The organism is Frateuria sp. sgz306004 (assembly GCF_057750885.1).
Genome location: NZ_JBYLFE010000001.1, coordinates 120,498 through 145,742, shown reverse-complemented (window position 1 = coordinate 145,742; position 25,245 = coordinate 120,498). Strand labels below are relative to the sequence as shown.

Here is a 25,245-nt window from a genome sequence, read left to right as displayed (position 1 = left end):
TTTGAGTCATATCAAAGGCCCGTTCGAGTACCTAAGTGACTGTAATTTCGGGAAACGATGGGGCGCGACTCAATTGCGGGATGGTCAGTCATCGAAGTCCCTGCCATCCCAGATCAATCGCGGATCGAACGTCATCGAGGCCATCATGGTAATGACCACGGTGAGCCCAAAGAACACCACGCCAGGCAGTGGTTCCACCTGGCTGAAAAAACCGAACTGCACCAACGCGGTAAGCAACGCCACCACGAACACGTCCAGCATCGACCAATAGCCGATGAACTCCACCAGCCGGTACAGCTTGCCGCGCTGCCGCTGAGCCCAACCGCTGCCGCGCTGCGAGCTGATCAGCAATAGGCCCAGGGCGAAGAACTTGAGCACCGGCACCACGATGCTGGCCGTGAACACGATGATCGCCAGGTCCGGCGAGCCTTTCACCCACAGCTCGATCACGCCGCTGAGGATGGTGTTGTCGTCCACGTCGCCCACGCTGACCGTGCGCATGATCGGCAACACATTGGCGGGTATGTAGAAAAAGAAGGCGGCAATCAGCAGCGCCCAGGTCTTGGTATAGCTGGCTGCCTTGCGCCGGTGCAGCGCGCAACCGCAGCGCGGACAGGCGGCATCGGGCACGCTGATGTCGCGACAAACCAGCCCACATACATGGCAGCCGATCACGCCCAGCTCCCTGGCCCGCGGTAGCCGACTCATGCGGGCCGCTCCTCGGTCAGGTCCCATAGGCGCCGCACATCGATGCTGGCGAACGCGGTGATGATCAGCATCAGTACACCGTAAGCAAACACGCCGGCGTTGGGGATCACATCGAAATACATGTGCGCCTTGACGATGGCTACCAGGGTGCCCAGCACGAACACCTCGCTCATCGTCCAAGGTCCGATGCGATACAGGGTCACCATGGCCAGGCGAAAGCCCGGTGCACGCCGCCCCGAACGGGCATACAGAAGCACCCAACCCAGCAAGAGCATCTTGCCGATGGGAAAGAAGAACAGGGTGCAGGCGGAAATCACCGCCACCACCTGCGAATGGTCCTTCCACATCATCACGATGCAGCCCCAGAGGGTGGTGCTGATCAACTGACCATTGAGCCCCAGGGTGACGATCGGCCAGATATTGGCCTGGGTAAAGGCGATCATCGCGGTGATCACCAGGGCCAGCATGCCCCGCACCCCCAGACTGTGGTGGCGCGCCAGAATGGCGTCGCACCTCGCGCAACGGGCTACCTCGCCGCAGGCCAACTCGCGTCGCTGATACACCGTATCGCAATGCTCGCAGATCCAGAGCCGGGGCGGCGCGATATCGGTTGGTCGGCACTGCACTGGCGTGGTCATCGGGGGATTTTCGCAAATATCGAGGGCAAACGCCGATAGGCCGTTAGACACCGTGTTCAGCATCCCGACCGTGCAACCGGGCGACCTTGATATGCTTCCCGGCGGCCCTGATGTGAGGGCCATTCGTCAACGGGAGTTCCCAGTGAGTACCACGACCGCCGATACGCATGTCTTTGACGTGCGCGAGGACAATTTCGAAGCCGAGGTACTGCAAGCCTCGCTGACCACCCCGATTCTGGTGGACTTCTGGGCCACCTGGTGCGGCCCCTGCAAAACGCTGGGCCCGATGCTGGAAAAGCTGGCCGCTGAATTCAACGGCGCGTTCCGCCTGGCCAAGGTGGATGTGGACAAGTCGCAGCAGTTGGCCGGCATGTTCGGCATCCGCAGCATCCCCACCGTGATGCTGGTCAAGGACGGGCAGATCGTGGACGGGTTTGCCGGCGCGCTGCCGGAAGGCCAGTTGCGTGAGTTCCTGACCCGTCACGTGCAGCCGCTGGACGGCGCCCCGGGCAGCGATACCGCCGAAGCGGCCCCGGAGTCGCCGACCGACGCCATCAACCGACTGCAGCAAGCCATTGCCGCCGAACCGGACAACGCCGAACTGAAGCTCGATCTCGCGCTGGCCCTGATGCGCGTCGGCCAGGCTAGCGCCGCCGAAGCCGAACTGGCCGCCCTGCCCGCCAACCTGGCCACCGACGCCCGCGCGGTGCGCCTGCGCAACCAGCTCGACCTGGCCCGCGCGCTCGAAGGCGCCCCCACGCTGACCGAACTGCAGCAACGCGTGCAGGCCAATGCCGCCGACTGGGAGGCGCGCGACCTGCTGGGCGTGCGCCTGCTGTTGGAAGGCGAGGAAGCCGCCGGCCTGGACCAGTTCCTGGCCGTGCTCGAACGCGCCCGCGACTGGAACGACGGCCAGGCCAAGAAGCGCCTGCTGGCCGCCTTCGCCACGCTGGACGACGCCGAGCTCGTCGGCCGCTACCGCCGCCGCATGGCGTCGCTGGTGTTCTGATAAGAACAAGCGGGGCGCCAAGGGCGCCCCGCTTGGAATTCAACCCCAGCGAGCACTAGCCGACTAGTTCGAACCCACCGCACTACCGGACGCAGCGCCGATGTTGCGATCCAGAAACTGGTTCACCCGCTCGAACATCTCTGCGGTGTTCTTCTCGCTGTAGAAGCCATGCCCTTCGTCGGCCTTGTACAGCCACTCGTGGGCAATACCGCGACTTTGCAGAGCGGCGTGCAGTTTCTGGCCGTGCTCTGGCGGCACCCGCGTATCTTGCCCGCCCACAATCAACATCACGTTGGCCTTGAGGCTCTCCAGCTGGTTGATCGGCGAGCGAGCCGCCAGCACCTGTGCATCGTCGCCCAGGCGTGATCGCAGATAGTTCTTGCTGGAGGTGACGTTGGACGCGTCGCCCTGCGTGTACATCAGGCTGAGGTCGTACACGCCGACGTAACCAATCGCACAGCGATAGAGCGACGGCTCTTTCACTGCACCCTCCAGCGCAGCGTAACCGCCGTAGCTGCCGCCGAAAATGCAGATGCGGTTCGGGTCCGCAATGCCCTGGTCGATGGCCCAATGCGTGGCATCGGTGACATCGTCCTGCATCTTGCCGCCCCACTCGCGATAACCGGCACGCTCAAAGCCGTATCCATAACCGCCCGAGCCGCGATAGTTCACTTGCAGCACCGCGTAACCCCGTGTCGCCATCATCTGCACGCTGGGGTCGAATCGCCAGTAATCGCGAACACCAAACGGGCCGCCATGGATGTAGAGCACCAACGGCAAGTGCTTGGCCTCTTCGCGACCCGGCGGCATGCTCAGGTACCCATGTAGCGGCACACCATCGCGTGCTTTGATGTCTACGGGCTGCATCGCGGCCATTTGATCCGGTTTGATCCAGGCAGCTCGTTTGAACAGCAACGTTGCCTTACCGGTCGCGCTGTTCCATAGGTAGAACGTGCCCGGATCCATGTCTGAGGCAGCGAGCGCGATAGCCTTACTACCATCCCGTGTACTGGAGACGATACGCACACTTTGGCCAGGCAAAGCGCGCGAAAGCGTAGCAATGGCTTTAATGGCATCGGAGTCGGCAACGAAGGGCTCGATCGCCGGTGTGCCGGGCTCGGTGTAAACACCGACCACATCGCGTCCATCAAGGCTATATACGAGGCGCTCAACAACGCTCGTCGCACTGCTCCAAACAGGGGCCTTCAGCGTCTGCGTGGCGGTGTCCCATGGACACAATGCGGCCACCTTGCCGGCGGCTCCACAGGTCATGTACACCACGCTGTCGTCGCGACTGAATTCGAGCGGCCAATCTACGCTGTGATCATTCGTGCCCACCGCAATCTGCTTCCAGGGCTTACCCTCGGCCTCGCGGTAGAACACCTGCGGCTGTCCCTGGCTGGACATCCCTCCAGCAAAGCGCACCTGCCCGTGATTATCGGCCAACAACGTGGCATTGCGGATAGGCGCCTTGCCGACCATGCGCTTTGAACCGTCGCGCACATCCATCACATACGCTGTGGTGAACGAGCCATCCGCACCGTCGTCCCAGGGATTGACGGCAATCAAGACATGGTTGTCGTCGTCGCGCAGCGTGGAAACCACTTCGGCGCTGGCACGCTCCGACTGAACGTGCTTGATCATGGTGGCGCTGTTGGAAGTACCACCCGCGCGATAGCCAAACAGCAGAGCCGCACCCGTACCGTCCGCATTGATCCCGAAGATTTCGCCCGTGCCGAACGGCCGATCGAAACCCGAGACCTTGGTACCCTCGGTATACAGCACGCGATTGTTGTTAGCCCACCAGAAGTCGACCACTTGATTGCCTTCGCGCGGCGTCACCATGGCACCCTTCTGGGTGTCCAGGTCGATCAGCGCGAGCATCGGCTTGTCCTTGACGACCGTCGTGGCGGCTAAGTGGCGGCCGTCAGCGGAGATCTTTACTTCCCCGTACTGCATGTGCTTGGCCAAGTCCTCGAAGGACACGGTTCCGGCCGAAGCCGCTGCCGTCCAACCAAGCCACATCATCAACGTAGGCGCACGGCGTCCGAGCATCCACTTCATCATCATCCCTCCCCTGTTGCGCAACGTCCCACGTAGCGCTTGATGCGGGAGTATGAGAGAGCCCTTGACGGCCGTCGATACTCCCTTCGCTACAGAGCGGCAAAGGATGACGGAGCGGCGCACCGGTGTCGCCGCTTCAGTCTGCCAACGTGTCTTAGAACGAGTCGCCAGGCACGCGCACCCAGCCTTCCATCAACACGCGGGCGCTACGGCTCATGATGGCCTTGGTAACGATCCAGGTGCCGTCGACCTGGCTTGCCTGGGCGCCCACGCGCAGCGTGCCCGAGGGGTGGCCGAAACGTACCGCCTGGCGTTCGCCGCCACCGGCGGCAAGGTTCACCAGGGTGCCCGGAATGGCTGCCGCCGTGCCGATGGCGACGGCCGCGGTGCCCATCATGGCGTGATGCAGCTTGCCCATGGACATGGCGCGTACCAGCAAGTCGATGTCGCTGGCGGAAACCGACTTGCCGCTGGAAGACACGTAGTCGGCCGGCTTGGCGACAAAAGCGATCTTCGGCGTGTGCTGGCGGGTGGCGATTTCGTCGAGCGAGGCGATCAAGCCCATGCGCAGCGCGCCGTGCGCACGGATGGTCTCGAACATGGCCAGCGCCTTGGCATCGCCGTTGATCGCCTCCTGCAATTCGGTGCCGGTGTAGCCGATGGCCGCCGCGTCCACGAAGATGGTGGGGATGCCCGCGTTGATCATCGTCGCCTTGAGCGTGCCGACACCCGGCACCTCCAGGTCGTCCACGAGGTGCCCGGTAGGAAACATGGCGCCGCCCGCCCCCTCTTCCTCGGCCGCGGGGTCGAGAAATTCAAGCTGTACCTCGGCGGCGGGAAAGGTCACGCCATCGAGTTCAAAGTCACCGGTTTCCTGCACCGCGCCGTGTGTCATGGGCACGTGGGCGATGATGGTCTTGCCGATGTTGGCCTGCCAGATGCGTACCGTGGCCACGCCGTCGCGCGGTACGCGCGCGGCGTCCACCAGACCGCCAGCAATCGCGAACGGACCCACCGCCGCCGAGAGGTTGCCGCAGTTGCCGCTCCAATCCACGAATGCCTTGTCGATGGCCACCTGGCCGAACAGGTAGTCCACGTCGTGATCCGGGCGGCTGCTCTTGGAGACGATCACCGTCTTGCTGGTGCTGGACGTTGCGCCACCCATGCCATCGATCTGCTTGCCGTACGGATCGGGGCTGCCGATCACGCGCTGCAGCAGCGCATCGCGCGCGGCGCCGGGCACCTGGGCGGCCTCTGGCAAATCCTGCAGGCGGAAGAACACGCCCTTGCTGGTGCCACCGCGCAGGTACGTGGCGGGAATGCGGATCTGGGGAAGCGATGCCATCGGTGTTGTCCTGTCTTGACGGGGCCTAGCCTGCGCACAGACCGCAGGCTTGGTGACGAATACGAGTGATGCTATCGGGCCTCGCCTTCCACTTGCCATGCCAGCCAGGAGGCCATCATTCCCGCTTTCGCGGAAATCACGTGTGGATCGGCGAGTACCCGTAACGCAGGCAGCCGATCACGCCGCCTGCGAGGCCTCCAGGAAGTCCTGCGCAAAACGCTGCAGCACGCCACCGGCTTCGTAGATCGACACTTCCTCGGCGGTATCCAGGCGACACGTCACCGGCACCTCGACGGTTTCGCCGTTCTTGCGATGAATGACCAGCGTGAGCTCCGCGCGCGGCGTGCGCTTGCCGACCACATCGAACGTTTCGGTGCCATCGATGGCCAGCGTCTTGCGGTTGGTGCCGGGCAGGAACTCCAGCGGCAGCACGCCCATGCCGATCAGGTTGGTGCGATGGATGCGCTCGAAGCCTTCGGCCACGATCACCTCGACACCCGCCAGTCGCACGCCCTTGGCCGCCCAGTCACGCGACGAGCCCTGGCCGTAGTCGGCACCGGCGATCACGATCAAAGGCTGCTTGCGGTTCATGTAGGTTTCGATGGCCTCCCACATGCGCATCACCTGGCCCTCCGGCTCCACGCGGGCCAGCGAACCCTTCTTCACTTCACCATCCACCACCGCCATTTCGTTGATGAGCGTGGGGTTGGCGAACGTCGCGCGCTGCGCGGTGAGGTGGTCGCCGCGATGGGTGGCGTACGAATTGAAGTCCTCTTCCGGCAAGCCCATCTTGGCGAGGTATTCACCAGCCGCGCTGTTGAGCAGGATTGCGTTGGACGGCGAGAGATGGTCGGTAGTGATGTTGTCGCCCAGCACGGCCAGCGGACGCATACCCTTGAGCGTACGCTCGCCGGCCAGCGCGCCTTCCCAGTACGGCGGACGGCGGATGTAGGTGCTTTGCGGACGCCAGTCGTACAGCGGAGCGGCGCTCGTACCGGTGTGCCCCGTGCGCGCGAACATCGGCTCGTACACCTTGCGGAACTGCTCGGGCTTCACGCTGGAGGACACGATTGCATCGATCTCCTCGTCGCTGGGCCAAATGTCCTTGAGCGTCACCGGTTGACCGTTGGCATCGACGCCAAGCACGTCCTTCTCGATGTCGAAGCGGATGGTGCCGGCGATGGCGTAAGCCACCACCAGCGGCGGCGAGGCCAGGAAAGCCTGTTTGGCATACGGGTGAATGCGGCCATCGAAGTTGCGGTTACCGGAAAGCACCGCCGTGGCGTACAGATCGCGGTCGATGATCTCCTGCTGGATCTTGGGATCGAGCGCGCCGGACATGCCATTGCAGGTGGTGCAGGCAAACGCGACGATGCCGAAGCCGAGCTTTTCCAGGTCCGGCAGCAGGTTGGCTTCTTTCAGGTACAGCTCCACGGCCTTGGAACCGGGGGCGAGCGAACTCTTCACCCACGGCTTGCGCGTCAGGCCGCGCGCGTTGGCATTGCGTGCCAGCAAGGCAGCGGCGATCACGTTGCGCGGGTTGCTGGTGTTGGTGCAGCTGGTGATGGCGGCGATGATCACCGCGCCATCGGGCATCTGGCCGGGCTGCTCTTCCCACTGGCCGGCGATGCCGCGTGCCGCGAGGTCGGACGTGGGCAATCGCTTGTGCGGGTTGGACGGCCCAGCCATGTTGCGCACGACGGAGGACAGATCGAAGCTCAGCGTGCGCTCGTACTGCGCGTGGGCCAGCGTGTCCGCCCACAGGCCGGCGGCCTTGGCGTAGGTTTCGACCAGCTTCACCTGCTCGTCGCTGCGACCGGTCAGGCGCAGGTAGTCGATGGTCTGGCCGTCGATGAAGAACATCGCCGCGGTAGCGCCATATTCCGGTGCCATGTTGGAGATGGTCGCGCGGTCGCCCAGGGTCAGGCTGGCAGCGCCTTCGCCGCGGAATTCCAGGTAAGCGCCCACCACCTTTTCCTTGCGCAGGAACTCGGTGAGGGCCAGCACGATATCGGTGGCCGTGATGCCCGACTGGCGCTTGCCGGTGAGCTCCACGCCCACGATATCGGGCAGGCGCATCCACGAGGCACGACCGAGCATGACGTTTTCCGCCTCCAGGCCACCCACGCCGATGGCGATCACGCCGAGCGCGTCCACGTGCGGCGTGTGGCTGTCGGTGCCCACGCAGGTATCGGGATAGGCCACGCCCTGCTGCATCTGGATCACCGGCGACATTTTCTCCAGGTTGATCTGATGCATGATGCCGTTGCCCGGTGGGATCACGTCGACGTTCTCGAAGGCCTTCTTGGTCCAGTTGATGAAGTCGAAGCGATCCTCGTTGCGGCGATCCTCGATGGCGCGGTTCTTGGCGAACGCGTTCGGGTCAAAGCCGCCGCACTCCACCGCCAGCGAGTGATCGACGATCAACTGCACCGGCACCACCGGGTTCACCTTGGCCGGGTCGCCGCCGCGCTCGGCAATGGCGTCGCGCAGGCCGGCGAGGTCCACCAGCGCGGTCTGGCCGAGAATGTCGTGGCACACCACGCGCGCAGGAAACCACGGAAAGTCGCGCTCGCGCTTGCGTTCGATGAGCTGCTTGAGCGAGTCGGTGAGGATCGCGGGATCGCAGCGACGTACCAGATTTTCGGCAAGCACGCGCGAGGTGTAAGGCAGCCCGTCATAGGCGCCCGGCTGGATCGCATCCACAGCGGCGCGCGCATCGAAATAGTCCAGCGACGTGCCAGGCAAGGAGGTGCGGTAGGCGGTATTCATGATGTGGGGAACCCTAGAGGTGACGTTCGGCGGAGCACAGGCCGACACACGGCGTACGCCCGCCGGCTGCGCCAACCGCTGTTCGACCGGCGCGTGCGGCGAGTCCCGGGGACCCAAGCCGCGCGCGCCAGGGCGGATGAAAGCGCGGCCTGCACGACCTCCGGCAGCTGGGCGAGGCCCATGCGTCGGCGAGGGAGGCGAACACTTCACCCATGACGAAGGCACGGTAAACCACCCGCGCCTTCAGCCCGCGATTGTAGCGCAGCCGCCCGTGACTGACCCAGCGCAACGCAGCGCATGCATCGCTTCGTCACGTTGTGTTCTACACGCAACTCCGCGCTTTTCTTGCCTTTTGCACATCGACGCATCGCGGCGCGCTAGACCAAGGTCGTGGTGACGACGCCAACAACTCGACCCGCCGCGACGACACCCGCGCGGAGCACAGCATGTCGTCCGCCTACTCCGCCCAGGCCAGGAAACGCGCAACACGGGGCGACAAGGCAAAACATACGCAACCGTATGCTTGAGGTATGCTAGCCCGCCCGATGCTCGAACGACCTGCTATGCGCGCTTCCACCTTCCGCCGCCTGATGAACCTGTGGCCGCCCTTCCTGTTCAACAGCATTCGCGTGCAATACGTGTCCGAGGACTGGTCCGAGCTCAAGGTGGTGCTGCGCCTGCGCCCCTGGAACCGCAACTACGTAAAGACCCAGTTCGGCGGCAACCTGTTCGCTATGACCGACCCGTTCTGGATGTTGCTGGCCATGCACCAGCTGGGTAACGACTACTTTGTCTGGGACAAGGCAGGCAGTATCGATTTCGTGGCGCCCGGCCGGGAGGATGTCTACGCCCACTTCAAGCTGGAACCGACGGTTGTTGCGGAACTGCGCGAGGCTGCCGCCCAGGGCGAGAAGGTGCTGCGCTGGTTTGATGTGGACATCACCACGCGCGGCGGCGAGGTGGTGGCCAAGGTACGCAAACAGCTCTACGTGCGACTCAAGCCGAAGGCGCGCGCCGGCGAGGATCAATCGCGCTCGAACCGCAGCACGTCCGCCAGCGCGGCCTGAGCCCGCGCAATACTGCCGCCCGCCGCTTCGCGGCCCAGGGCGGCAGCGAAACGCTCCCTCCCGGGTCGGCGCGACCAGGCCACGATGCCCAGCAACACCAGCAGGCAGGCCACGCCACTGGCAAAAAAGCCCCACACCACCGCTGGCGCGTGCGCCCACAGGTCCACGCCCCACCACACCTGGAACAACACCAGCACCAGCGGTATCCACACAAAGCAGCCCAGCGCACCGAAACCCGGCGCCTCCACGCCCACGCGCCAGGCGCGAAGCGCGGCCAGGCGCTTCTGAATGGTCACCACCGGCTCGCCGTAATCCACGCGTCCGATCAGGTAAAGGTTGCGCGCCGCCGCCAGCACCATCAGCAAGCCATAGACGTGCAGCGACACACCACTGAGCAACAAGTGCACGTTGTCGCGATGGGCACTCCAGAACCCGGCCGCCCACACGATCAAGGCCACGCCACCCAGAATCTGCACCACCTGCCCCCAGCGCAGCGGGCGCAGGCGGCGCCGGGCCCGATCCACCCCGGCCTCCTCGACGCGGTGAAGCTCCAGTGCGTATTGGCGATCCAGCCGGCGATCCAGTGCCTGCCAGGCCGTTTTGAGGTCATCGAGTTCCATCAGTGCGCTCCTTCCGCCAGGTTCGATTGGCTGGCCTGTGCCCGCAGGCGCTGCTTGATCCGGCCGATCTTGGTGGCGACGTTGGTGATGCTGATGCCGAGCACTTCGGCGATATCCGCATAGCTGCGGTCTTCCAGGTAAAGCAGGATCAGCGCGCGATGCAGCGGATCGAGCTCACCGATAAAACGGTGCAGCGCGGCCATGCGCTCGTCCGGCTCGTCCACGCCCTCGGCGCCGACGTGTTGCAGATGGTCGGTATCCAGTGATTCCAGCAACACCGGCGTATCGCCTGTGCGGCGCCGCTGGGAAATCGCCACGTTCAGCGCAATGCGGTACATCCAGGTCGAGAAGCGCCCACGCGTCTCGTCGAAGCGGGGAAACGCCCGCCACAACTGGGCGCAGATCTCCTGCGCCAGGTCGCGCCGGTCTTCCGCATCGCGCGTGTAGACGCCGGCCACCTTCCACACGATGCCCCGGTGTTCGCGCAACAGGCTCTCGAAACGCTGGTGATCGTGCTTGTCCATCCGCCGCATCCGCTCGCTGATGATCAGGTGATTCGCTGGCGCCCGGAAAAAATCACACCTGGCAAGCACCGCCCGCCCGATCCACGGCCCGAACGCCCTCCCCGGCATTCAGGTGAACCGGCGATCCCAACACAGGCTCTCCCCTACAATGCCCGACTCCGTCCCCGGATGCCCCACCCATGCCCCGCCTGCGCCTCAAACGTTACCTGCTTACCGGCCTGCTCACCGTCATTCCGCTGTGGGTGACCTGGGTTGTCTTCAAATTCGTGCTCAGCCTGCTGGCCGGCATCGGCGCCCCGCTGGTGTCCGCCCTGCTCGCCTCCCTGGCGACCACCTCGCCCAAGGCGGCCGCGGCCCTGGATAGCGCCGTGGTGCTGTTCGTGCTGGCGTTGCTGCTGACCCTGCTGGCACTTTATGGCATCGGCTGGCTGGCCAACCGGGTGATCGGCCAGCGCCTGATCGACGGCTTCGATGCCCTGCTCGCACGCATTCCGCTGGTGCAGACCATCTACGGCGGCACCAAGAAGCTGATGGCCGTGCTGCAACAGAAGCCCTCCGGCGTGCAACGCGTGGTGCTGATCGATTTCCCGCGCAAGGGCATGAAGGTCGTGGGTTTCGTCACCCGCGTGATGACCGAGGAAGGCACGGGGCGCGAGATGGCCGCCGTCTATATCCCCACGACCCCGAACCCGACCGGTGGCTATCTGGAGGTGGTGGCGGTGGAAGAGTTGACGCCTACCGACTGGACGATGGATCAGGCGATGGCCTTCATTATTTCCGGTGGCGCGGTGGCCCCGGATACGTTGCCGGCTTCGCCGGCGGCGTTGCGCGATGGTTTGAAGGATGACGCGTAGGGTTGGTGGTTGGCGGCATCGAGGGCGTCGTGGCGCATAGGACTCAAAGCATGCGACGTGGCATGTCTTGATTCACGATTCCCGCAAAGATAGGGCACCAGTGACTTAGCTCCTTTCGCGGGGCGTTGGCCTTCGGTGGCGATGGTTGGGCGATTGGGCCGCTCGCGCAGAGCAAAGCACCTTTTCCAAAACAAAAAACCTACCCCACCACCTCAAACGGCCGCATCATCTCATTCGACGCATGCTCCAGCAGATGGCAATGCCACACATAGCGCCCCACATACCCCTCGAACCGGATGATGTAGCGCGTCACCATGCCCGGATACACCTGCGCCGTATCCTTCCACCCCGCTTCATGCGCCGCCGGCGCTTGCGCTGGCCCGGTATAGCGCAGCGTCTTTGAATCCAGATACGCATCCACATCGAACGGCCGGCGATCCAGAACCTGGAAACGCACCAGGTGCAAGTGAACAGGGTGCGTGTCCTCCGTAAGGTTCACCAGGCTCCAGATTTCCGTGCTGTTGAGGCGCGGCTTTTCGCTCACCGGGTCATGCCAGCGCTTGCCGTCCAGCAACATCAGCATGGGCTCGGCCGCGCAATTGGCGTACTCGTCGATGGTCAGCACACGCGTGTTGGTTGCCGATGATTCCGCCATGCGCGGCACATCGCGCAACGTAGCTGGCACACGGCTGTCGTCGCGCTCTTGTCCTGCGGCGACATCGAACCGCATCAACGGCAGCGCATCGTTCATCAACTCGATGCTGCCGCCGGCCAAGCCAGCGAAGTCAATCACCAGATCGGCCCGCTCGCCTGGGGCCAAGAAGAGACTGGTCTGCGTGACCGGCGCGGCCAGCAAACCCTGGTCGCTGCCAATCTGCTGGAACGGACGCTGGCCGCGCAAGCTCAGACGAAAGAATCGACCGTTCGCCGCGTTGAGCACTCGAAAGCGGTAACGACGCGCACGCACGCCGCACTTGGGCAGCAACGCGCCATTGACCAACATGGCGTTGCCGAACACTTCCGGCACCCAGGGAGCATCACGCACGCCGGACACTGGGTAATACAACTTGCCCTGCTCGGTCAGCAGCCGGTCGCTCAACACGAGAGGCAACTCGAACTCCCCTGAGGGCAGGCCGAGCGACAGTTCGTGATCGTCCCGCAGCAGGTACATGCCGAACAGGCCGGCATAAAGATTTAACCGCTCGATGCCCATGGTGTGGTCGTGGTACCACAGCGTGGCGGCATCCTGGCGATTGGGGTACGTCTGGCGACGCGACTGCCCGGGCACGAACCAATCCGTGGGATACCCGTCATCGGCAGCCGGCACGCGGGCACCGTGGACGTGCACCACCGCGCGCACTTCGGGCTGGTCTGCCTCGGCACCGCAAATGCGGTGATCGATCGGCAGGAAATGTTTATGGGGAAGCTGGTTGCGCCACTCCACCGACAACGCCTCGCCGCTGCGTACCTCGATGGTGGGGCCGGGCATGCTGCCGCCGTAAGTCCACACCTGGGCCGGCGCAAGATCGCGATGAAAGCGTTGCTCGGTTTCGCGCATCGCCACATGCAACGGGTGCCCGGCCGTGGCACGCAACACCGGCGGAATCGGCAGCGGATCGACAAATGCTGCGAGCCGCTGTGGATCGAGCAGGCGCGGCATCGTTGCCTGCTCGGCGACATCGTGCGGACACAGCACACCCGCCTGCTTGCCGTGCGCAGCCATGGACATGTGCATAGGCATGGGCATGCCCCAGGCGCGCATGCCCGCCGCGCCAGTGACCCAGCCCATGCCTTGCAGAAAACGACGCCGCGATACCTGCACGCGCGAGATACTCCGACGATGGAAAACGCGAAACGCCCCGGGCCGAATGCCCGGGGCGCCATGGATCACACTGACCTTGCGCCGACACTGATCACTCCAGTGACATTGAAATTGCTTTTCGACAGCCGAAAGGGTCGCCAAAGAACATCTCAAATCGGCAAGCTTGAAGGCACTGCATGCCTGCGTTCACAGGAATGACGAGCAAAAACCCTGCTTTTATCGTCATCCCAGCGAACGCTGGGATCCAGCGCCCGCCAGTGTTTGAGTGCAAGAGCACGCCCCTGCTTTCACAGCATTGACGTGCAACATGTCGCTAAGTCAAACACCCCGCCCAAAGCCGGATCAACCGCGCGGCGCGTGCGGCTGGCTGGCCCACGGCCACGGCGAGGGCTGCTGCACCGGCTCGCCGGTCTGTTCGTCCAGCACCAGCTTTCGATGGCCGGCAAACGGCTGGAAGAAATCGAACATGTGCTCCAGCGTGCCTGCTTCGGCGTCAAACGAGCCGTTGCCGATGCGCTTGCCATGCAGCCAGTTGTCTTCGATGAAGCGGGTAATCGAGCTCTGGTCCGTCACCGAATGGTCCACGAAGTTGCTGCGTGCCCACGGCGATACCACCAACAACGGCAGGCGCGGCCCGTAACCGCAGCGACCCTGCACTGGCTGACCGTTGCCGTTCACGCCCGGCAACGTGCCGCGCGCCTTGCACACGCCAGTGCCATCGAGCGCGTCCTGGCTGCTGTTGGAGGCATTCGCGCGCGGTGCGGCCTGGTGGTCATACCAACCGTCGGAGTCGTCATAGGCGATCACCACGGCGGTATCGCGCCACTCCGGCTGCTGCTGCAGGAAATTGATCACGTGCACGATGAACTGCTGCTCATCCAGCGGATCGGAGTAACCCGCGTGGCCATCCTGATAGCCCGATGCCTTGAGGAAGCTCACCGCCGGGAAGTTGCCCGCACTCACCGCGGCGTAGAAATCGTTGATGTCGTACTGGTGATTCGCCGCATCGCCCTGGTGGCCGATCATCGCCACCGAGGTGGGGCGCGCGTGCGTGAGGTTGGCGGTGGACGTGTAGTACTGGAACGGCTGGTGATGCGGGATGTAATCGGCCTTGGTCACCTGCGTAACCGCCGACTTCGTGCTGCGCTTGCAGCCGGTGCTGCCATTGCCATTCACGTGAGTCAGGTCGAAACCGCCCTCGAAGAAACCCCAAGTGGTGCCGGCGTCATTGAGCAGATCGCCAATATTGCGGCCACCGAGTTGCACTTGGTTGCCCGAGGGCGAGGAACACACGTCGCCAATCGGGTCGGCATCGCTCACCAGCGTCAGGCCGCCCTGGCCATCGTCCACCACCGCGCCGGTGCCGTTGAGCGTTTGCGTTACGCCATTGGTCTGGCCGGACACCAGGTTGATCGCACCCGGCGTCGAGGGGCCGAACGTGGTGTTGTAGCTGTTGTCGCTCATGGCGAACCACTGCGCGTAGTGCCACAGCGCAGTGACGGTGTTGCCATCGTAGTAACCCATCACCTGGCCTACGCCGTTTTCGTCGGCGGGCGCGCCCGGCAGCGTTTCGCCGGTGCCGGTGTATTTGGGAAACAGATCCATGGCGCCGCCGTTGAACGCCTGCTGCTCCGGGCCGTAGTCGTGATCCTGGTCGGCCGTGGCAGACTGTGCGCGCGAAAGACGGAACGGGTTGATCGCACCACTACCGTTGGCGCTGTTGGCCTGGTTCGGGTTGTGCGTGAGCAACGCCGTGCTCAGGCCGTTGATCTTGGGCGTGAAGGGGCGCGCGTAGAAGGTCGGCTCGCCCGGCGCATTGGCTGCGCTGGGATAGGTGCCGAAGTAGTGATCGAACGACACGTTCTCCTGGAAAATAACCACCAGGTGCTTGATCGGCGTGGCGGTGTGCGCTTCGCCATGGTGCCAACGGGCATCGTTGGCGGTTTCGGCATGCACTGGCAACTGCGCCAGAGAGATCGCGGAAGCGCTGAGTACGCACGCGGCAATGCAGACAGCGAGCTTGGTTCGCATGAAAGGCCCCTTTCGGTCGCGGTGGAGCGCTTCCCCTCAAGCGCTGATTGGCGCGGACCTTAGGCGCTCAAGGTGACAGGCGAATAACAACACGTCATCGCATTTTCATGCGACTGACGCACTTATCTGCGTTAACGAAGCAACGTGGCCAAGCACGGCGCGATTACGACATTGAGCAAACCGGCAAGCACCATCGCCAGGCTCGCCACACTGCCCTCTTCCATGCCCACGTCATACGCCTTCGCCGTGCCCGCGCCATGCGCGCCCACGCCGAACAATGCGCCGCGCGCCAAGGCCGAACGCAAGGGCAGGCAGCGCAACAGCAACTCGCCGAGGGCGATGCCCGCCACGCCGGTGATCACCACGAACAACGCCGTAAGCTCCGGCACACCACCGATATCGGCCGAAACCAGCATCGCCAGCGGCGTGGTGATCGACCGGGCCAGCAGGCTTCGGCGCACACTGTCATCAAGCCCGCATGCCGTTGCCAGTACCCAGGCACTGCCGATCGCCATTGCACTGCCGCCGAGCACACCGACCAGCAACGCCGGCCAATGGGCACGGATCAAGCCGCGATAGCGAAAGATCGGCAAGGCGAACGCCGCCGTTGCCGGCCCCAGCATCAGCACCAGCCAATGCGTATCGCGGATGTACACCGGATAGTTCATGCCAAGCAGCAGGCCAAGGGCAGCCAACAGCAACGGCACCGTGAACAGCGGCGAGGTCCACCAGCGAGGCAGGCGGCGATACACGGGCTTGAGCGCGTAATAGCCCAGCACGGTAAGCAGCAGCCACACCGGCGAAAGGAGTTCAGCGCGCACGGTGCTGCCTCCAGCGAAACATCAGGTCGACCAGCATGGCCGTGGTCGCCATCACCAGGACGGTACCCACGAGTATCACCAGCACGATGCGCAGACCTTGCTGTCGCAGCAACGGCAGGTGCTGCCACACCGCCATCACGGCGGGAATGAAGAACAACAACATTTCCGCCAGCAACCAGTCGGCACCGCGACGAAGGCCCGCGGCCGGTACCACTCCGGCGAGCAGCAACGCCAACAGCAGGCCCAGCGCCAACACGCTGCCCGGTACCGGCCATTGGCAGCGACGGCTCAGCTGGTCGCAGGCGAACCAGAACACCACGATGGCGGCCACCTGGGTCCAGCGCGCCGTGAGCGGCCAGTGCCAGGCGAACCAGCGCAAACGGGCATGCAGGGTCTTCATGCCGGGCACGGTAGTCCTGGCCGTTCTATGATGGAAATGAATTGTTTTTATCCAATCCATTCCATTTTGGAATAGTCATGGACCTGCGCAACCTGCGTTACCTGGTGGAAGTGGTGCGGCACGGCGGCTTTGCCCGCGCCAGCGAGCCGGCCCACGCCAGCCAGCCCACCTTGAGCAAGGCCATTGCCCAGCTGGAAGAAGAACTGGGCAGCCGGCTGCTCGAACGCGGGCGGCAAGGCGTACGCCTCACGGCGGCGGGTGAGGTGGTGCATCGACACGCATTGGCCATGCTCGCCGAGTCCGCACGGCTGCGCGAGGAACTGGACGCCCTGCGCGGCCTGCAACGCGGCGAACTGCGCCTGGGCGTGCCGCCACTGGGCAGCAGCGTGCTGTTCGCCCCACTGCTGGCGCAGTATCGCCAGCAACATCCGCGCATCGACATTCAATTGCAGGAACAAGGCAGCCGGCGGCTGGAGCAAGCCGTGCTGGCGGGCGAGCTGGAGGTTGCCGCCACGCTGCAGCCGGTCAGCGATGGGCTCGCTCACCAACCGGTGTGCGACGAGGCGATGCTCGCGCTGCTACCGCAAAACCACCCACGCGCAGGCGCCGCCCGCTTTCGCCTGGAGTGGCTGCGCGACACGCCATTGATCCTGTTCGAGGAAGGGTTTGCCTTGAATCGGCTGATTCGCGAAGCCTGTGCGCGGCGCGGCATCGTCCCCCAGGAAACCGTGCGCAGCGCCCAGGTGGATTTCATCCTGGCCTTGGTCGCGGCCGGCGGCGGCATTGCCCTGCTGCCTCGGCTGACCGTGCGCGAGCGCACGCTGAGCGGCCTGGCCGCGCTGCCACTGGCCGGCACGGACCTGCGCTGGCGCCTGGTGCTGGTCTGGCGGCAAGGTGCTGCGCTATCCCCTGCCGCACGGGCCTGGCTGGAGCTGGTTGCGCGAACCGCCCCTGACCTTTGACACTGTCTGGACCGTGACTTGCGGCCTAGCCTGAAAGGTCACGATGGCGACACGGAGGTTTGGTGCCCCGCGCTCGCTCGTCTTCCTGCCGCCCATGCGGGCACCGACCCAACAGAGGGAAATCCATGACCAAGCCGTATATGAAGCCCATCGCGCTCGCCGTGAGCCTCGCGCTGTCGCTTACCGCCTGCGGTAAGCACGAGGAGGCCCAGCAGGCCGCCCCGGCGCCCGCCGGCACCGCCCCGGCCGCCGCCAGCACCACCGCTGCCGCTGCCGCTGCGCCCAAGAGCGTGTTCGACATCAGCGAGCTGGATAACAACATCCAGGCTTGCCAGGACTTCAACGGCTTTGTGAACAGCAAGTGGGTTGCCGCCAACCCGATCCCGAACGATCGCAGCCGTTGGGGCGCGTTCGACAAGCTGGCCGACGACAGCCTCAACACCCAGCATGAGATCGTCGACGCCGCCGCCAAGGACGCCGCCACCGCCAAGTCGGGTTCGATCGAGCAGAAGATCGGCTACCTGTACGCCGCCGGCATGGACGACGCCGCCATCGAAAAGGCAGGCTTTGACCCGATCAAGCCGCGCCTGGACCAAATTGCCGCGCTCAAGAGCGGCAAGGACGTGGCCGACTTCATCACCAAGAGCTTTGCGCAGGGTGACATGCAGGTGTTCCAGTTCGGCTCCAACGCCGACTTCAAGAACGCCAAGATGCAGATTGCCTATGCGTTCCAGGCTGGCCTGGGCCTGCCCACCCGCGATTACTACCTGGACGACAAGTTCAAGGACATCCGCGACGCTTACGTGGACCACATCGCCAAGGCGCTGGAGCTGACGGGCGTGGCCGAAGCCGATGCCAAGAAGCAGGCCGGCCAGGTGCTGGCATTCGAAACCGAACTGGCCAAGGCTTCGCTGGCCCCGGTGGAGCTGCGCACCCCGGAGAACCAGTACCACTTCGTGACCGTGAAGGAAGCGGACAAGATCACCCCGCACTTCAACTGGGATGAGTTCTTCAAGGCCCAGGGCGTGACCGTGGACAAGGGCTTCTCGCTGTCGCAGCCGAAGTTCTTCGCCGAGTTCGACAAGCTGCTGGCCAGCGCGCCGGCCGACCAGTGGCAGGCCTACCTGCGCTTCCACACCATCGACGACGCCTCGCCGTTCCTCAGCAAGGCCTTCCAGGACAACAAGTTCGATTTCTACGGCAAGACCCTCGCCGGCCAGCCGGAGCAGAAGCCGCGTTGGAAGCGCGTGCTGGGTGGCGTGAACGAGTCGATGGGCGAAGCCCTGGGCCAGCTGTACGTGGCCAAGGTGTTCACCCCGGAAGCCAAGGATCGCGCCAAGGAACTGGTGGACAACGTGCGCAATGCGCTCAAGGCGCGCATCCAGAACCTCGACTGGATGAGCGACGAGACCAAGGCCAAGGCCATCGCCAAGTGGGACACCTTCCTGCCCAAGATCGGCTACCCGGACAAGTGGCGCGACTGGTCGGGCCTGGACATCAAGCCGGGTGACTACTACGACAACGTGATGGCGGCCGCCAAGTTCAACTACCAGTACGACCTGTCCAAGATCGGCAAGCCGACCGATCGCCTGGAGTGGGGCATGACCCCGCAGACGGTCAACGCGTATTACAACCCGACCGACAACACCATCAACTTCCCGGCCGCGATCCTGCAGCCGCCGTTCTTCTATGCCAACGGTGACGACGCCATCAACTACGGCGGCATCGGCGCCGTGATCGGCCACGAAGCCAGCCACGGCTTCGACGACGAAGGCAGCCAGTTCGACGGCGAAGGCAACAACGTCAACTGGTGGACGAAGGCCGATCGCGAGAAGTTCGACGCGCGCACCGACAAGCTGGTGCAGCAGTTCAACGACTACACCCCGATCAAGGACAAGCCGGATGCGCACGTCAACGGCAAGCTGACCCTGGGCGAGAACATCGCCGACCTGGGCGGCCTGAACGTGGCGTACGACGCCCTGCAGGAAGCCCTGAAGAAGAACTCGCAGGAAGCGGCCGGCAAGATCGACGGCTACACCCAGGACCAGCGCTTCTTCCTCAACTGGGCCCGCGTGTGGCGTGGCAGCGTGCGTGAGAAGGAGGCGCTGCTGCGCCTGAACACCGACCCGCATGCTCCGGCTTCGCTGCGTGCTGTCGGCGCGCCGTCCAACATGGAAGCCTTCGCCAGCGCCTACCAGTGCAAGCCGGGCGACACGATGGTGCGCTCGGGCGATAAGCAGGTGAAGATCTGGTAAGCCCTGTCGCCGCACTCCGGTGCGGCGATACTGTCGAAAGACCTAAGGCGTCGTGCTTCGGCACGGCGCCTTTTTCGTTGCGCCACCGCCGGGGAGGGGCTGATCGAGCAACATCAGCGCATGCCAGGCCCCTGACCTGTCGCCTGACACATCGTGCGCCCATACACGCCGTGCACCGGGAGCGTGCTTACCTGTGTGCACGGGCATTCTTCGGGGAACATCGATGCGCATGGGCGTGATTCTGCTGCTGGCCTTGGTGGCGTCGGGCTGTGCATCGGCGCCGCGACTGCCCGCGCCACCACGGCTGATCTCCGGCGCCATGCCCGAGGGTTACGACACCAACGTGCGCTTGTTGGCCTCGGACATGGAGCAGTTCGCCAAGCGCTCGCCCGAGTTCTTCCAGGGCATCCGCGCCTCGGCGACCGATGGTTCACTGGATATCCTGGCGATCTCTGGCGGCGGCTCCGGTGGTGCCTTTGGCGTGGGTGCGCTCACCGGCCTCAGCCGCGCCCACCAGCGCCCCCAGTACGAGTTGGTAACCGGCGTGAGTGTCGGCGCGTTGATGGCGCCTTTCGCCTACTTGGGCAGCGACTGGGACGATGCGATGCAGCAGGCCTTGGGGGGCGACAAGACCGCCGCTTTGCTGCGCTCGCCCAAGCGCACGCTGTTCGCGCGCCTGCTGGTGCCGATGGGTTTTCATCACGGCCCGCTGTTCAAATTGGTGGACAACTTCGTGACGCCGGCCATGATCGAGGCCGTGGCTCGTGAGGATGCCAAGGGCCGGCGACTACTGGTTGCCACCACCGACATCGACAAGCAGGAAACCATGCTGTGGAACATGGGCGCCATCGCGGCGCGCGGTGGCGAACGCGCACGTGAAACCTTTCGCGATGTACTGGTAGCGTCGGCCAGCGTGCCGGGCATGTTTCCGCCGGTGTTGATGCACGTGCAGGACGGCGCGCACCACTACGACGAGTTGCATGTGGATGGCAGCGTTACCGCGGCGGTGTTCACTACGCCGCTCATCGCCGAGCTGCACCCGGAAACGTTGTCCTCGCTGCGCGGCGCGAATATCTACATGATCGTCAACGGTCAGGTGCATCGCTTTCCCAAGACCACGCCGATAAAGACCATCAACATTCTTACCAACAGCTTCGCCTCGGGGCTGGTGTACAAGACACGGGAGGCGGTAGCGGAAACCATCGCGCTGGCGCGGCAGTTGGACATGCGTTTCTCGATGTCCTCGATACCGATGGATTACCCCATGGGCAACTTCATCGATTTCGACCCGACGAGTCTCCGCGCGCTGTTCGACTACGCGTCCGATTGCGCCGCGCGTGGACGGCTATGGGTAACACCCGAACAAGGGCTGCGACGCAACCTGATGGCACGCAGCATGCCGGTGAACGGCCCACCCTCGTGCCCTACGGACGACCCGGATATCGGCGATGGTAAGCCGCTGGTGGGGGTTCAGCCCTGGGGAAGGCCTGATTAATCGACACGTTGCTCGTCATTCCTGCGAACCCCCAAACAGGGGGCAAGAGCAGGAGGGGCTTTTCAACAGCCGAAGGGCTGGTTATCTCGTGTATGTATCTTCAGCGCTTTGCTGGCGCTGGATCCCAGCATTCGCTGGGATGACGATCAAAATCAAAGCACCCCTAACGAAACGACATGTTGCTTGTCGTTCCCGCGAAAGCAGGTGGCGCCTTTCAACAGTCGACGGGCTGGGCATCGAGCGTTTTTCACTCAATGAATGGCAGAGACTGACCCCCAGCGCCTGCACCTTTTGCGGTTCGCTGGGGCGACGATCTGCCTCCAAGCACCTTTAGCGCGCGCGACGAGCCTCATAGGCTTTGAGGTGCGCATAAGCCGTGCGCAGCATGACGAGCGATTCCGCGGCGTCGCCAGCGCGCGCCAGTAGATCGCCAACCACGTGATCAGCCTCCACCAGGCCGCCCTGCTCCAGGTCGCGCATCATGGATGCGCTCAGCGCGGAGCCCGCTTCGGTAAGTATGCCGCGCGCGCGTGCAAGCACCGGGTCGCTGGGTGCATGTTGATTCAGCGCCGCCACGCGCTGGCAATTTTCCAGCATTTGCAGCATCGCCCATTCGCCGCCGGGCGCGGCGACGATGTCGCCCACGGGCGCGCGCATCAGGCAGGTCATGCCGGCTAGCGAGGCGAGGAACACCCACTTGTCCCACATGTCCTGGAGGATGGTGGTGCTAAGGCGCGGCTCGAATCGCGCGCCATCCATCGTGGCCAGCACGCGCTCTACGCGTGCCGAGCGCGAGCCGTCGCGCTCGCCGAAGGTCAGGCCGTGCGATGCATTGAGATGGCGCACGACGCCTTGCGCGTCCAACGTGGCGGCAATGACGCATTGGCCGCCAAGCACACGGTCGGCACCAAAGCGCGCATCGAGCAGGTCCAGGTGCCGCATGCCGTTGAGCAAGGGCAGGATCATGGTGCCCGGCCCCACGGCCGGCGCCATGTCCTCGATCACCTGCGGCAGGTGGTAGGCCTTGCAGCTCAGCAGAATCAGGTCGTAGGCCGCGTCGATGGCGCCCGCCTGCACGGTGGGCGCCTTTAGCGTGGCATCGCCGTAGCCGCTGCGGATGGCCAGGCCGTCGCGGGCGAGTTGGGCAGCCCGTCGCTCTCGGACCAGAAAGCTCACATCCTGGCCCGCCTCCAGCAGACGCCCGCCGAAGTAGCCACCCGTGGCGCCCGCACCGATCACCAACACTCGCATCGCGTTGTCTCCCATCGAACCAAGCGGGGAAGACTACCCCACGCCCCCGCCATGCCGACACCCGCATCGGCCCCGCTCGCCACAAATAATTGCAACTCATTCTCATTAACAATAACATTACGGTAATAGGCACCGGGGGCTGACGTCCATGCACGCCAGCCGCCGCGCCTCAACCACCGTTCCACCTACCTATGTCGCGATCGACGCCCGCCAACGCCAGCTCGTCGTTTCGCCCGGTTCGGCACCGTTGCCCAGCCGGTTCACTACCGCACTGACGAGCACCCCATGGCACCTATCAAGAGTCGCAAGCACACCGTTACCCGCAGCGCCCTCGCCACCACCTTGTTGACGAGCCTGGCGCTCGCCCAATCCGCGCTGGCCGCAGATGCGCCGACGGACGCCACCACCACCCAGGCCAAGACCCTGCCCGGCATGCAGGTGGAAGCCACCGCCGCCAGCGATTACAAGGTGGACCACCTGTCGTCCCCCAAGTACACCCAGCCGGTGCTGGACACCACGCAGACCATCAGCGTGATCGGCAAGGATCTGTTCCTGGAACAAGGCGCCACCACGCTTACCGATGCGCTGCGCAACAGCCCCGGCGTGGGCACGTTCTATGTGGGCGAGAACGGCAGTACCTCTACCGGTGATGCCATTTACATGCGTGGTTTCGATACGTCCGGCAGCATTTTCGTGGACGGCGTGCGCGACCTGGGCACGATCTCGCGCGACATCTTCAACACCGAGCAGGTGGAGGTGATCAAGGGCCCGGCCAGCACCGACAACGGTCGCACCGCGCCCACCGGCGCCATCAACATGGTGAGCAAGCAGCCGGAGCTGACCAACAGCCTATCGGCATCGTTTGCCTACGGCAGCGCCGAACAGCGCCGCGCCACGGCCGACTGGAACCAGGCGGTGAACGACTACGCCGCCTTTCGCCTCAACGTCATGGGCCAGGACAGCGGCGTGCCCGGCCGCGACCAAGTAGCGAACAATCGCTGGGGCGTGGCGCCGAGTTTCGCGTTTGGGCTGGGTACGGCCACGCGCGTGTACCTCAACTACCTGCACGTGAAGCAGGACAACACGCCCGACGGCGGCGTGCCGACCATTGGCCTGCCCGGCTACAGCTCGCCCGACCCCAAGCGCCCATTCCTAACGGATGCACCCGAGGTGGATTCCTCCAATTTCTACGGCACCACGGCCGACCATGATCGGGTCAAGGCCGACATGTTCACCGCGCGCATCGAGCACGACCTCGACGATCGCGTGACGCTGCACAACACGCTGCGCTGGGGCCGCACCACTGAGGATTACGTGCTTACCTCGTTCATGGGTAGCGCGGCGAACCTGCTCACGCCCGATCCGGCGGACCCGTCCACCTGGACCATCGCGCGCAGCAACCCCACTTTCAAGCATTCGGCCAACCGCATCCTCACCGATCAGGCCAACCTCACTGCAAATTTCGACACGGGCGCCATCGCGCACAACCTGAGCACCGGTATCGAACTCATGCAGGAAAAGGCCACCACCATCGGCATGGCCTCGCTCCATGGCGCGCTGTGGCCCGTCGCCAACCTGTACGACCCGAACTGGAACGTCAGCGTGCCGGCTTACGGCCCCACCGGCGCCTATACCAACGGCAAAACCGATACGGCATCGGCGTATGTGTTCGACACGCTCAAGTTCGCCGAGCGCTGGCAAGTGAATGCGGGTGTACGCATGGATCACTACACCACCGACTACAGCAGCGCGGTGCCATGCGGCACGCGTGGCAACCCGGTTTGCGGCACGCTGCCCAACGGCACCATCGTGCCGGGTCTTGCTGCCCGCACCGGCGACAACCTGTGGAACTGGAAGCTCGGCGTGCTGTACAAGCCGGCCGCCAATGGCTCCATCTACGCCAACTATGCGGTGTCCGCAGAGCCGCCGGGCGGCAACACGCTCACGCTGAGCAGCTCCGCCAACAGTCCGGACAACCCGAACCTTGAGCCCCAACGCGCGCGCACGTTCGAGGTGGGCACCAAGTGGGAGTTGCTCGATCAGCGTCTGCTGCTCACCGGCGCGCTCTACCAGACCACGGTGAGCAACGACCTCGTGCAAGATCCGGTGACCCTGCTCTACTACCAGATCGGCAAGAAGCGCGTGCAGGGCGTGGAAGTGAGCGCGGTAGGCAAGCTCACCGACAACTGGGCGGTGAGCGCGGGCTTCACCACGATGAATGCCAGCGTGATCAGTGGCACCTCGGTGACGCAGAACGGCTCGTCCGACCTGGCTTATACGCCCAAGAAGGCCTTCACCAGCTGGACCAGCTACCTGTTGCCGTTTGGCCTCACCATTGGCGGCGGTGCCCGCTACAGCGGCGAGATGCAGCGCGGCACGGATGGCGCCATCGGCACGCCGGCCTACACCAAGGCCTATTGGGTGGTGGATGCCATGGCGTCCTACCCGATCAGCAAGCACGTGGATCTGCGCTTGAACGTGTACAACCTGTTCGACAAGGATTACGTCGCGGCCATCAACAAGAGCGGCTACCGTTACACGCCAGGCACGCCGCGCTCGGCGATGCTCACCGCCAATATCCGTTTCTGATCCGCTGACGCACCAGCC

Annotated in this window: 19 protein-coding genes; 7 read left to right on the top strand and 12 right to left on the bottom strand. The window is 64.4% G+C overall.

Features of this window, described 5'->3' with window-relative positions; all coding sequences use genetic code 11:
• Window positions 1–84: 84 nt before the first annotated feature.
• Window positions 85–708: a paraquat-inducible protein A gene (locus AC3G2C_RS00610; RefSeq protein WP_488382670.1), complete on the bottom strand. Its 624-nt coding sequence runs from the start codon at window positions 706–708 to the stop codon at window positions 85–87.
• On the bottom strand, window positions 705–1,346 hold the full coding sequence (locus AC3G2C_RS00605; protein WP_488382669.1) for a paraquat-inducible protein A: 642 nt from the start codon (window positions 1,344–1,346) through the stop codon (window positions 705–707). The genes AC3G2C_RS00610 and AC3G2C_RS00605 overlap by 4 nt, the downstream gene beginning before the upstream one ends.
• A 142-nt stretch (window positions 1,347–1,488) precedes the next feature.
• Between AC3G2C_RS00605 and trxA the strand changes: the two genes are divergently transcribed.
• Entirely contained in the window at window positions 1,489–2,355 is an 867-nt protein-coding gene (gene trxA / locus AC3G2C_RS00600) for a thioredoxin (protein WP_488382668.1), read from the top strand.
• 63 nt (window positions 2,356–2,418) lie between these two features.
• Here trxA and AC3G2C_RS00595 read toward each other — a convergent pair whose 3' ends face one another.
• The 3 genes from AC3G2C_RS00595 to acnD form a co-directional block, all read right to left on the bottom strand.
• Window positions 2,419–4,419, bottom strand: a complete 2,001-nt coding sequence (locus tag AC3G2C_RS00595; RefSeq protein ID WP_488382667.1) for an alpha/beta hydrolase family protein — start codon at window positions 4,417–4,419, stop codon at window positions 2,419–2,421.
• 154 nt (window positions 4,420–4,573) lie between these two features.
• Window positions 4,574–5,764 (bottom strand): 2-methylaconitate cis-trans isomerase PrpF, encoded by a 1,191-nt coding sequence (gene prpF, locus AC3G2C_RS00590; protein ID WP_488382666.1) that lies wholly within the window; start codon window positions 5,762–5,764, stop codon window positions 4,574–4,576.
• A 177-nt stretch (window positions 5,765–5,941) separates the two neighbouring features.
• A complete protein-coding gene (gene acnD, locus AC3G2C_RS00585) occupies window positions 5,942–8,536 on the bottom strand; it encodes a Fe/S-dependent 2-methylisocitrate dehydratase AcnD (protein ID WP_488382665.1) in 2,595 nt (864 codons plus the stop codon).
• A 563-nt stretch (window positions 8,537–9,099) separates the two neighbouring features.
• Between acnD and AC3G2C_RS00580 the strand changes: the two genes are divergently transcribed.
• Entirely contained in the window at window positions 9,100–9,603 is a 504-nt protein-coding gene (locus AC3G2C_RS00580; RefSeq protein WP_488382664.1) for a DUF4442 domain-containing protein, read from the top strand.
• On the opposite strand, the gene AC3G2C_RS00575 is transcribed toward AC3G2C_RS00580, so the two are convergent.
• The gene (locus AC3G2C_RS00575; RefSeq protein WP_488382663.1) at window positions 9,561–10,223 is read right to left on the bottom strand and encodes a hypothetical protein; all 663 of its coding nucleotides are present in this window, start codon (window positions 10,221–10,223) and stop codon (window positions 9,561–9,563) included. The two genes, AC3G2C_RS00580 and AC3G2C_RS00575, sit on opposite strands and share 43 nt — an antisense overlap.
• On the bottom strand, window positions 10,223–10,747 hold the full coding sequence (locus AC3G2C_RS00570) for an RNA polymerase sigma factor (protein ID WP_488382662.1): 525 nt from the start codon (window positions 10,745–10,747) through the stop codon (window positions 10,223–10,225). The genes AC3G2C_RS00575 and AC3G2C_RS00570 overlap by 1 nt, the downstream gene beginning before the upstream one ends.
• Before the next feature lie 179 nt (window positions 10,748–10,926).
• On the opposite strand from AC3G2C_RS00570, the gene AC3G2C_RS00565 reads away from it, so the two are divergent.
• Window positions 10,927–11,601: a DUF502 domain-containing protein gene (locus AC3G2C_RS00565; protein ID WP_488382661.1), complete on the top strand. Its 675-nt coding sequence runs from the start codon at window positions 10,927–10,929 to the stop codon at window positions 11,599–11,601.
• A 199-nt stretch (window positions 11,602–11,800) separates the two neighbouring features.
• Here AC3G2C_RS00565 and AC3G2C_RS00560 read toward each other — a convergent pair whose 3' ends face one another.
• From AC3G2C_RS00560 to AC3G2C_RS00545, 4 genes are all read right to left on the bottom strand, one after another.
• Entirely contained in the window at window positions 11,801–13,423 is a 1,623-nt protein-coding gene (locus AC3G2C_RS00560; RefSeq protein WP_488382660.1) for a multicopper oxidase family protein, read from the bottom strand.
• A gap of 342 nt (window positions 13,424–13,765) precedes the next feature.
• Window positions 13,766–15,454, bottom strand: coding sequence for a phospholipase C (locus AC3G2C_RS00555; protein WP_488382659.1), 1,689 nt, complete (start codon window positions 15,452–15,454; stop codon window positions 13,766–13,768).
• 131 nt (window positions 15,455–15,585) lie between these two features.
• Window positions 15,586–16,275 carry an LrgB family protein gene (locus AC3G2C_RS00550; RefSeq protein ID WP_488382658.1) on the bottom strand — a complete coding sequence of 230 codons (690 nt, stop codon included), beginning with the start codon at window positions 16,273–16,275 and terminating at the stop codon, window positions 15,586–15,588.
• Window positions 16,265–16,675 carry a CidA/LrgA family protein gene (locus AC3G2C_RS00545; protein WP_488382657.1) on the bottom strand — a complete coding sequence of 137 codons (411 nt, stop codon included), beginning with the start codon at window positions 16,673–16,675 and terminating at the stop codon, window positions 16,265–16,267. Before AC3G2C_RS00545 ends, AC3G2C_RS00550 begins: the two co-directional genes overlap by 11 nt.
• 77 nt (window positions 16,676–16,752) lie before the next feature.
• On the opposite strand from AC3G2C_RS00545, the gene AC3G2C_RS00540 reads away from it, so the two are divergent.
• From AC3G2C_RS00540 to AC3G2C_RS00530, 3 genes are all read left to right on the top strand, one after another.
• Window positions 16,753–17,637 carry a LysR substrate-binding domain-containing protein gene (locus AC3G2C_RS00540; protein WP_488382656.1) on the top strand — a complete coding sequence of 295 codons (885 nt, stop codon included), beginning with the start codon at window positions 16,753–16,755 and terminating at the stop codon, window positions 17,635–17,637.
• 125 nt (window positions 17,638–17,762) lie between these two features.
• The gene (locus AC3G2C_RS00535) at window positions 17,763–19,892 is read left to right on the top strand and encodes a M13 family metallopeptidase (RefSeq protein ID WP_488382655.1); all 2,130 of its coding nucleotides are present in this window, start codon (window positions 17,763–17,765) and stop codon (window positions 19,890–19,892) included.
• Window positions 19,893–20,121: 229 nt separating this feature from the next.
• Window positions 20,122–21,387, top strand: coding sequence for a patatin-like phospholipase family protein (locus AC3G2C_RS00530; protein ID WP_488382654.1), 1,266 nt, complete (start codon window positions 20,122–20,124; stop codon window positions 21,385–21,387).
• 330 nt (window positions 21,388–21,717) lie between these two features.
• Here the strand turns inward: AC3G2C_RS00530 and panE are convergent, their stop codons facing one another.
• The gene (gene panE, locus AC3G2C_RS00525) at window positions 21,718–22,638 is read right to left on the bottom strand and encodes a 2-dehydropantoate 2-reductase (RefSeq protein WP_488382653.1); all 921 of its coding nucleotides are present in this window, start codon (window positions 22,636–22,638) and stop codon (window positions 21,718–21,720) included.
• Window positions 22,639–22,923: 285 nt separating this feature from the next.
• On the opposite strand from panE, the gene AC3G2C_RS00520 reads away from it, so the two are divergent.
• The gene (locus AC3G2C_RS00520; protein WP_488382652.1) at window positions 22,924–25,227 is read left to right on the top strand and encodes a catecholate siderophore receptor Fiu; all 2,304 of its coding nucleotides are present in this window, start codon (window positions 22,924–22,926) and stop codon (window positions 25,225–25,227) included.
• The last annotated feature ends 18 nt before the right edge of the window (window positions 25,228–25,245 follow it).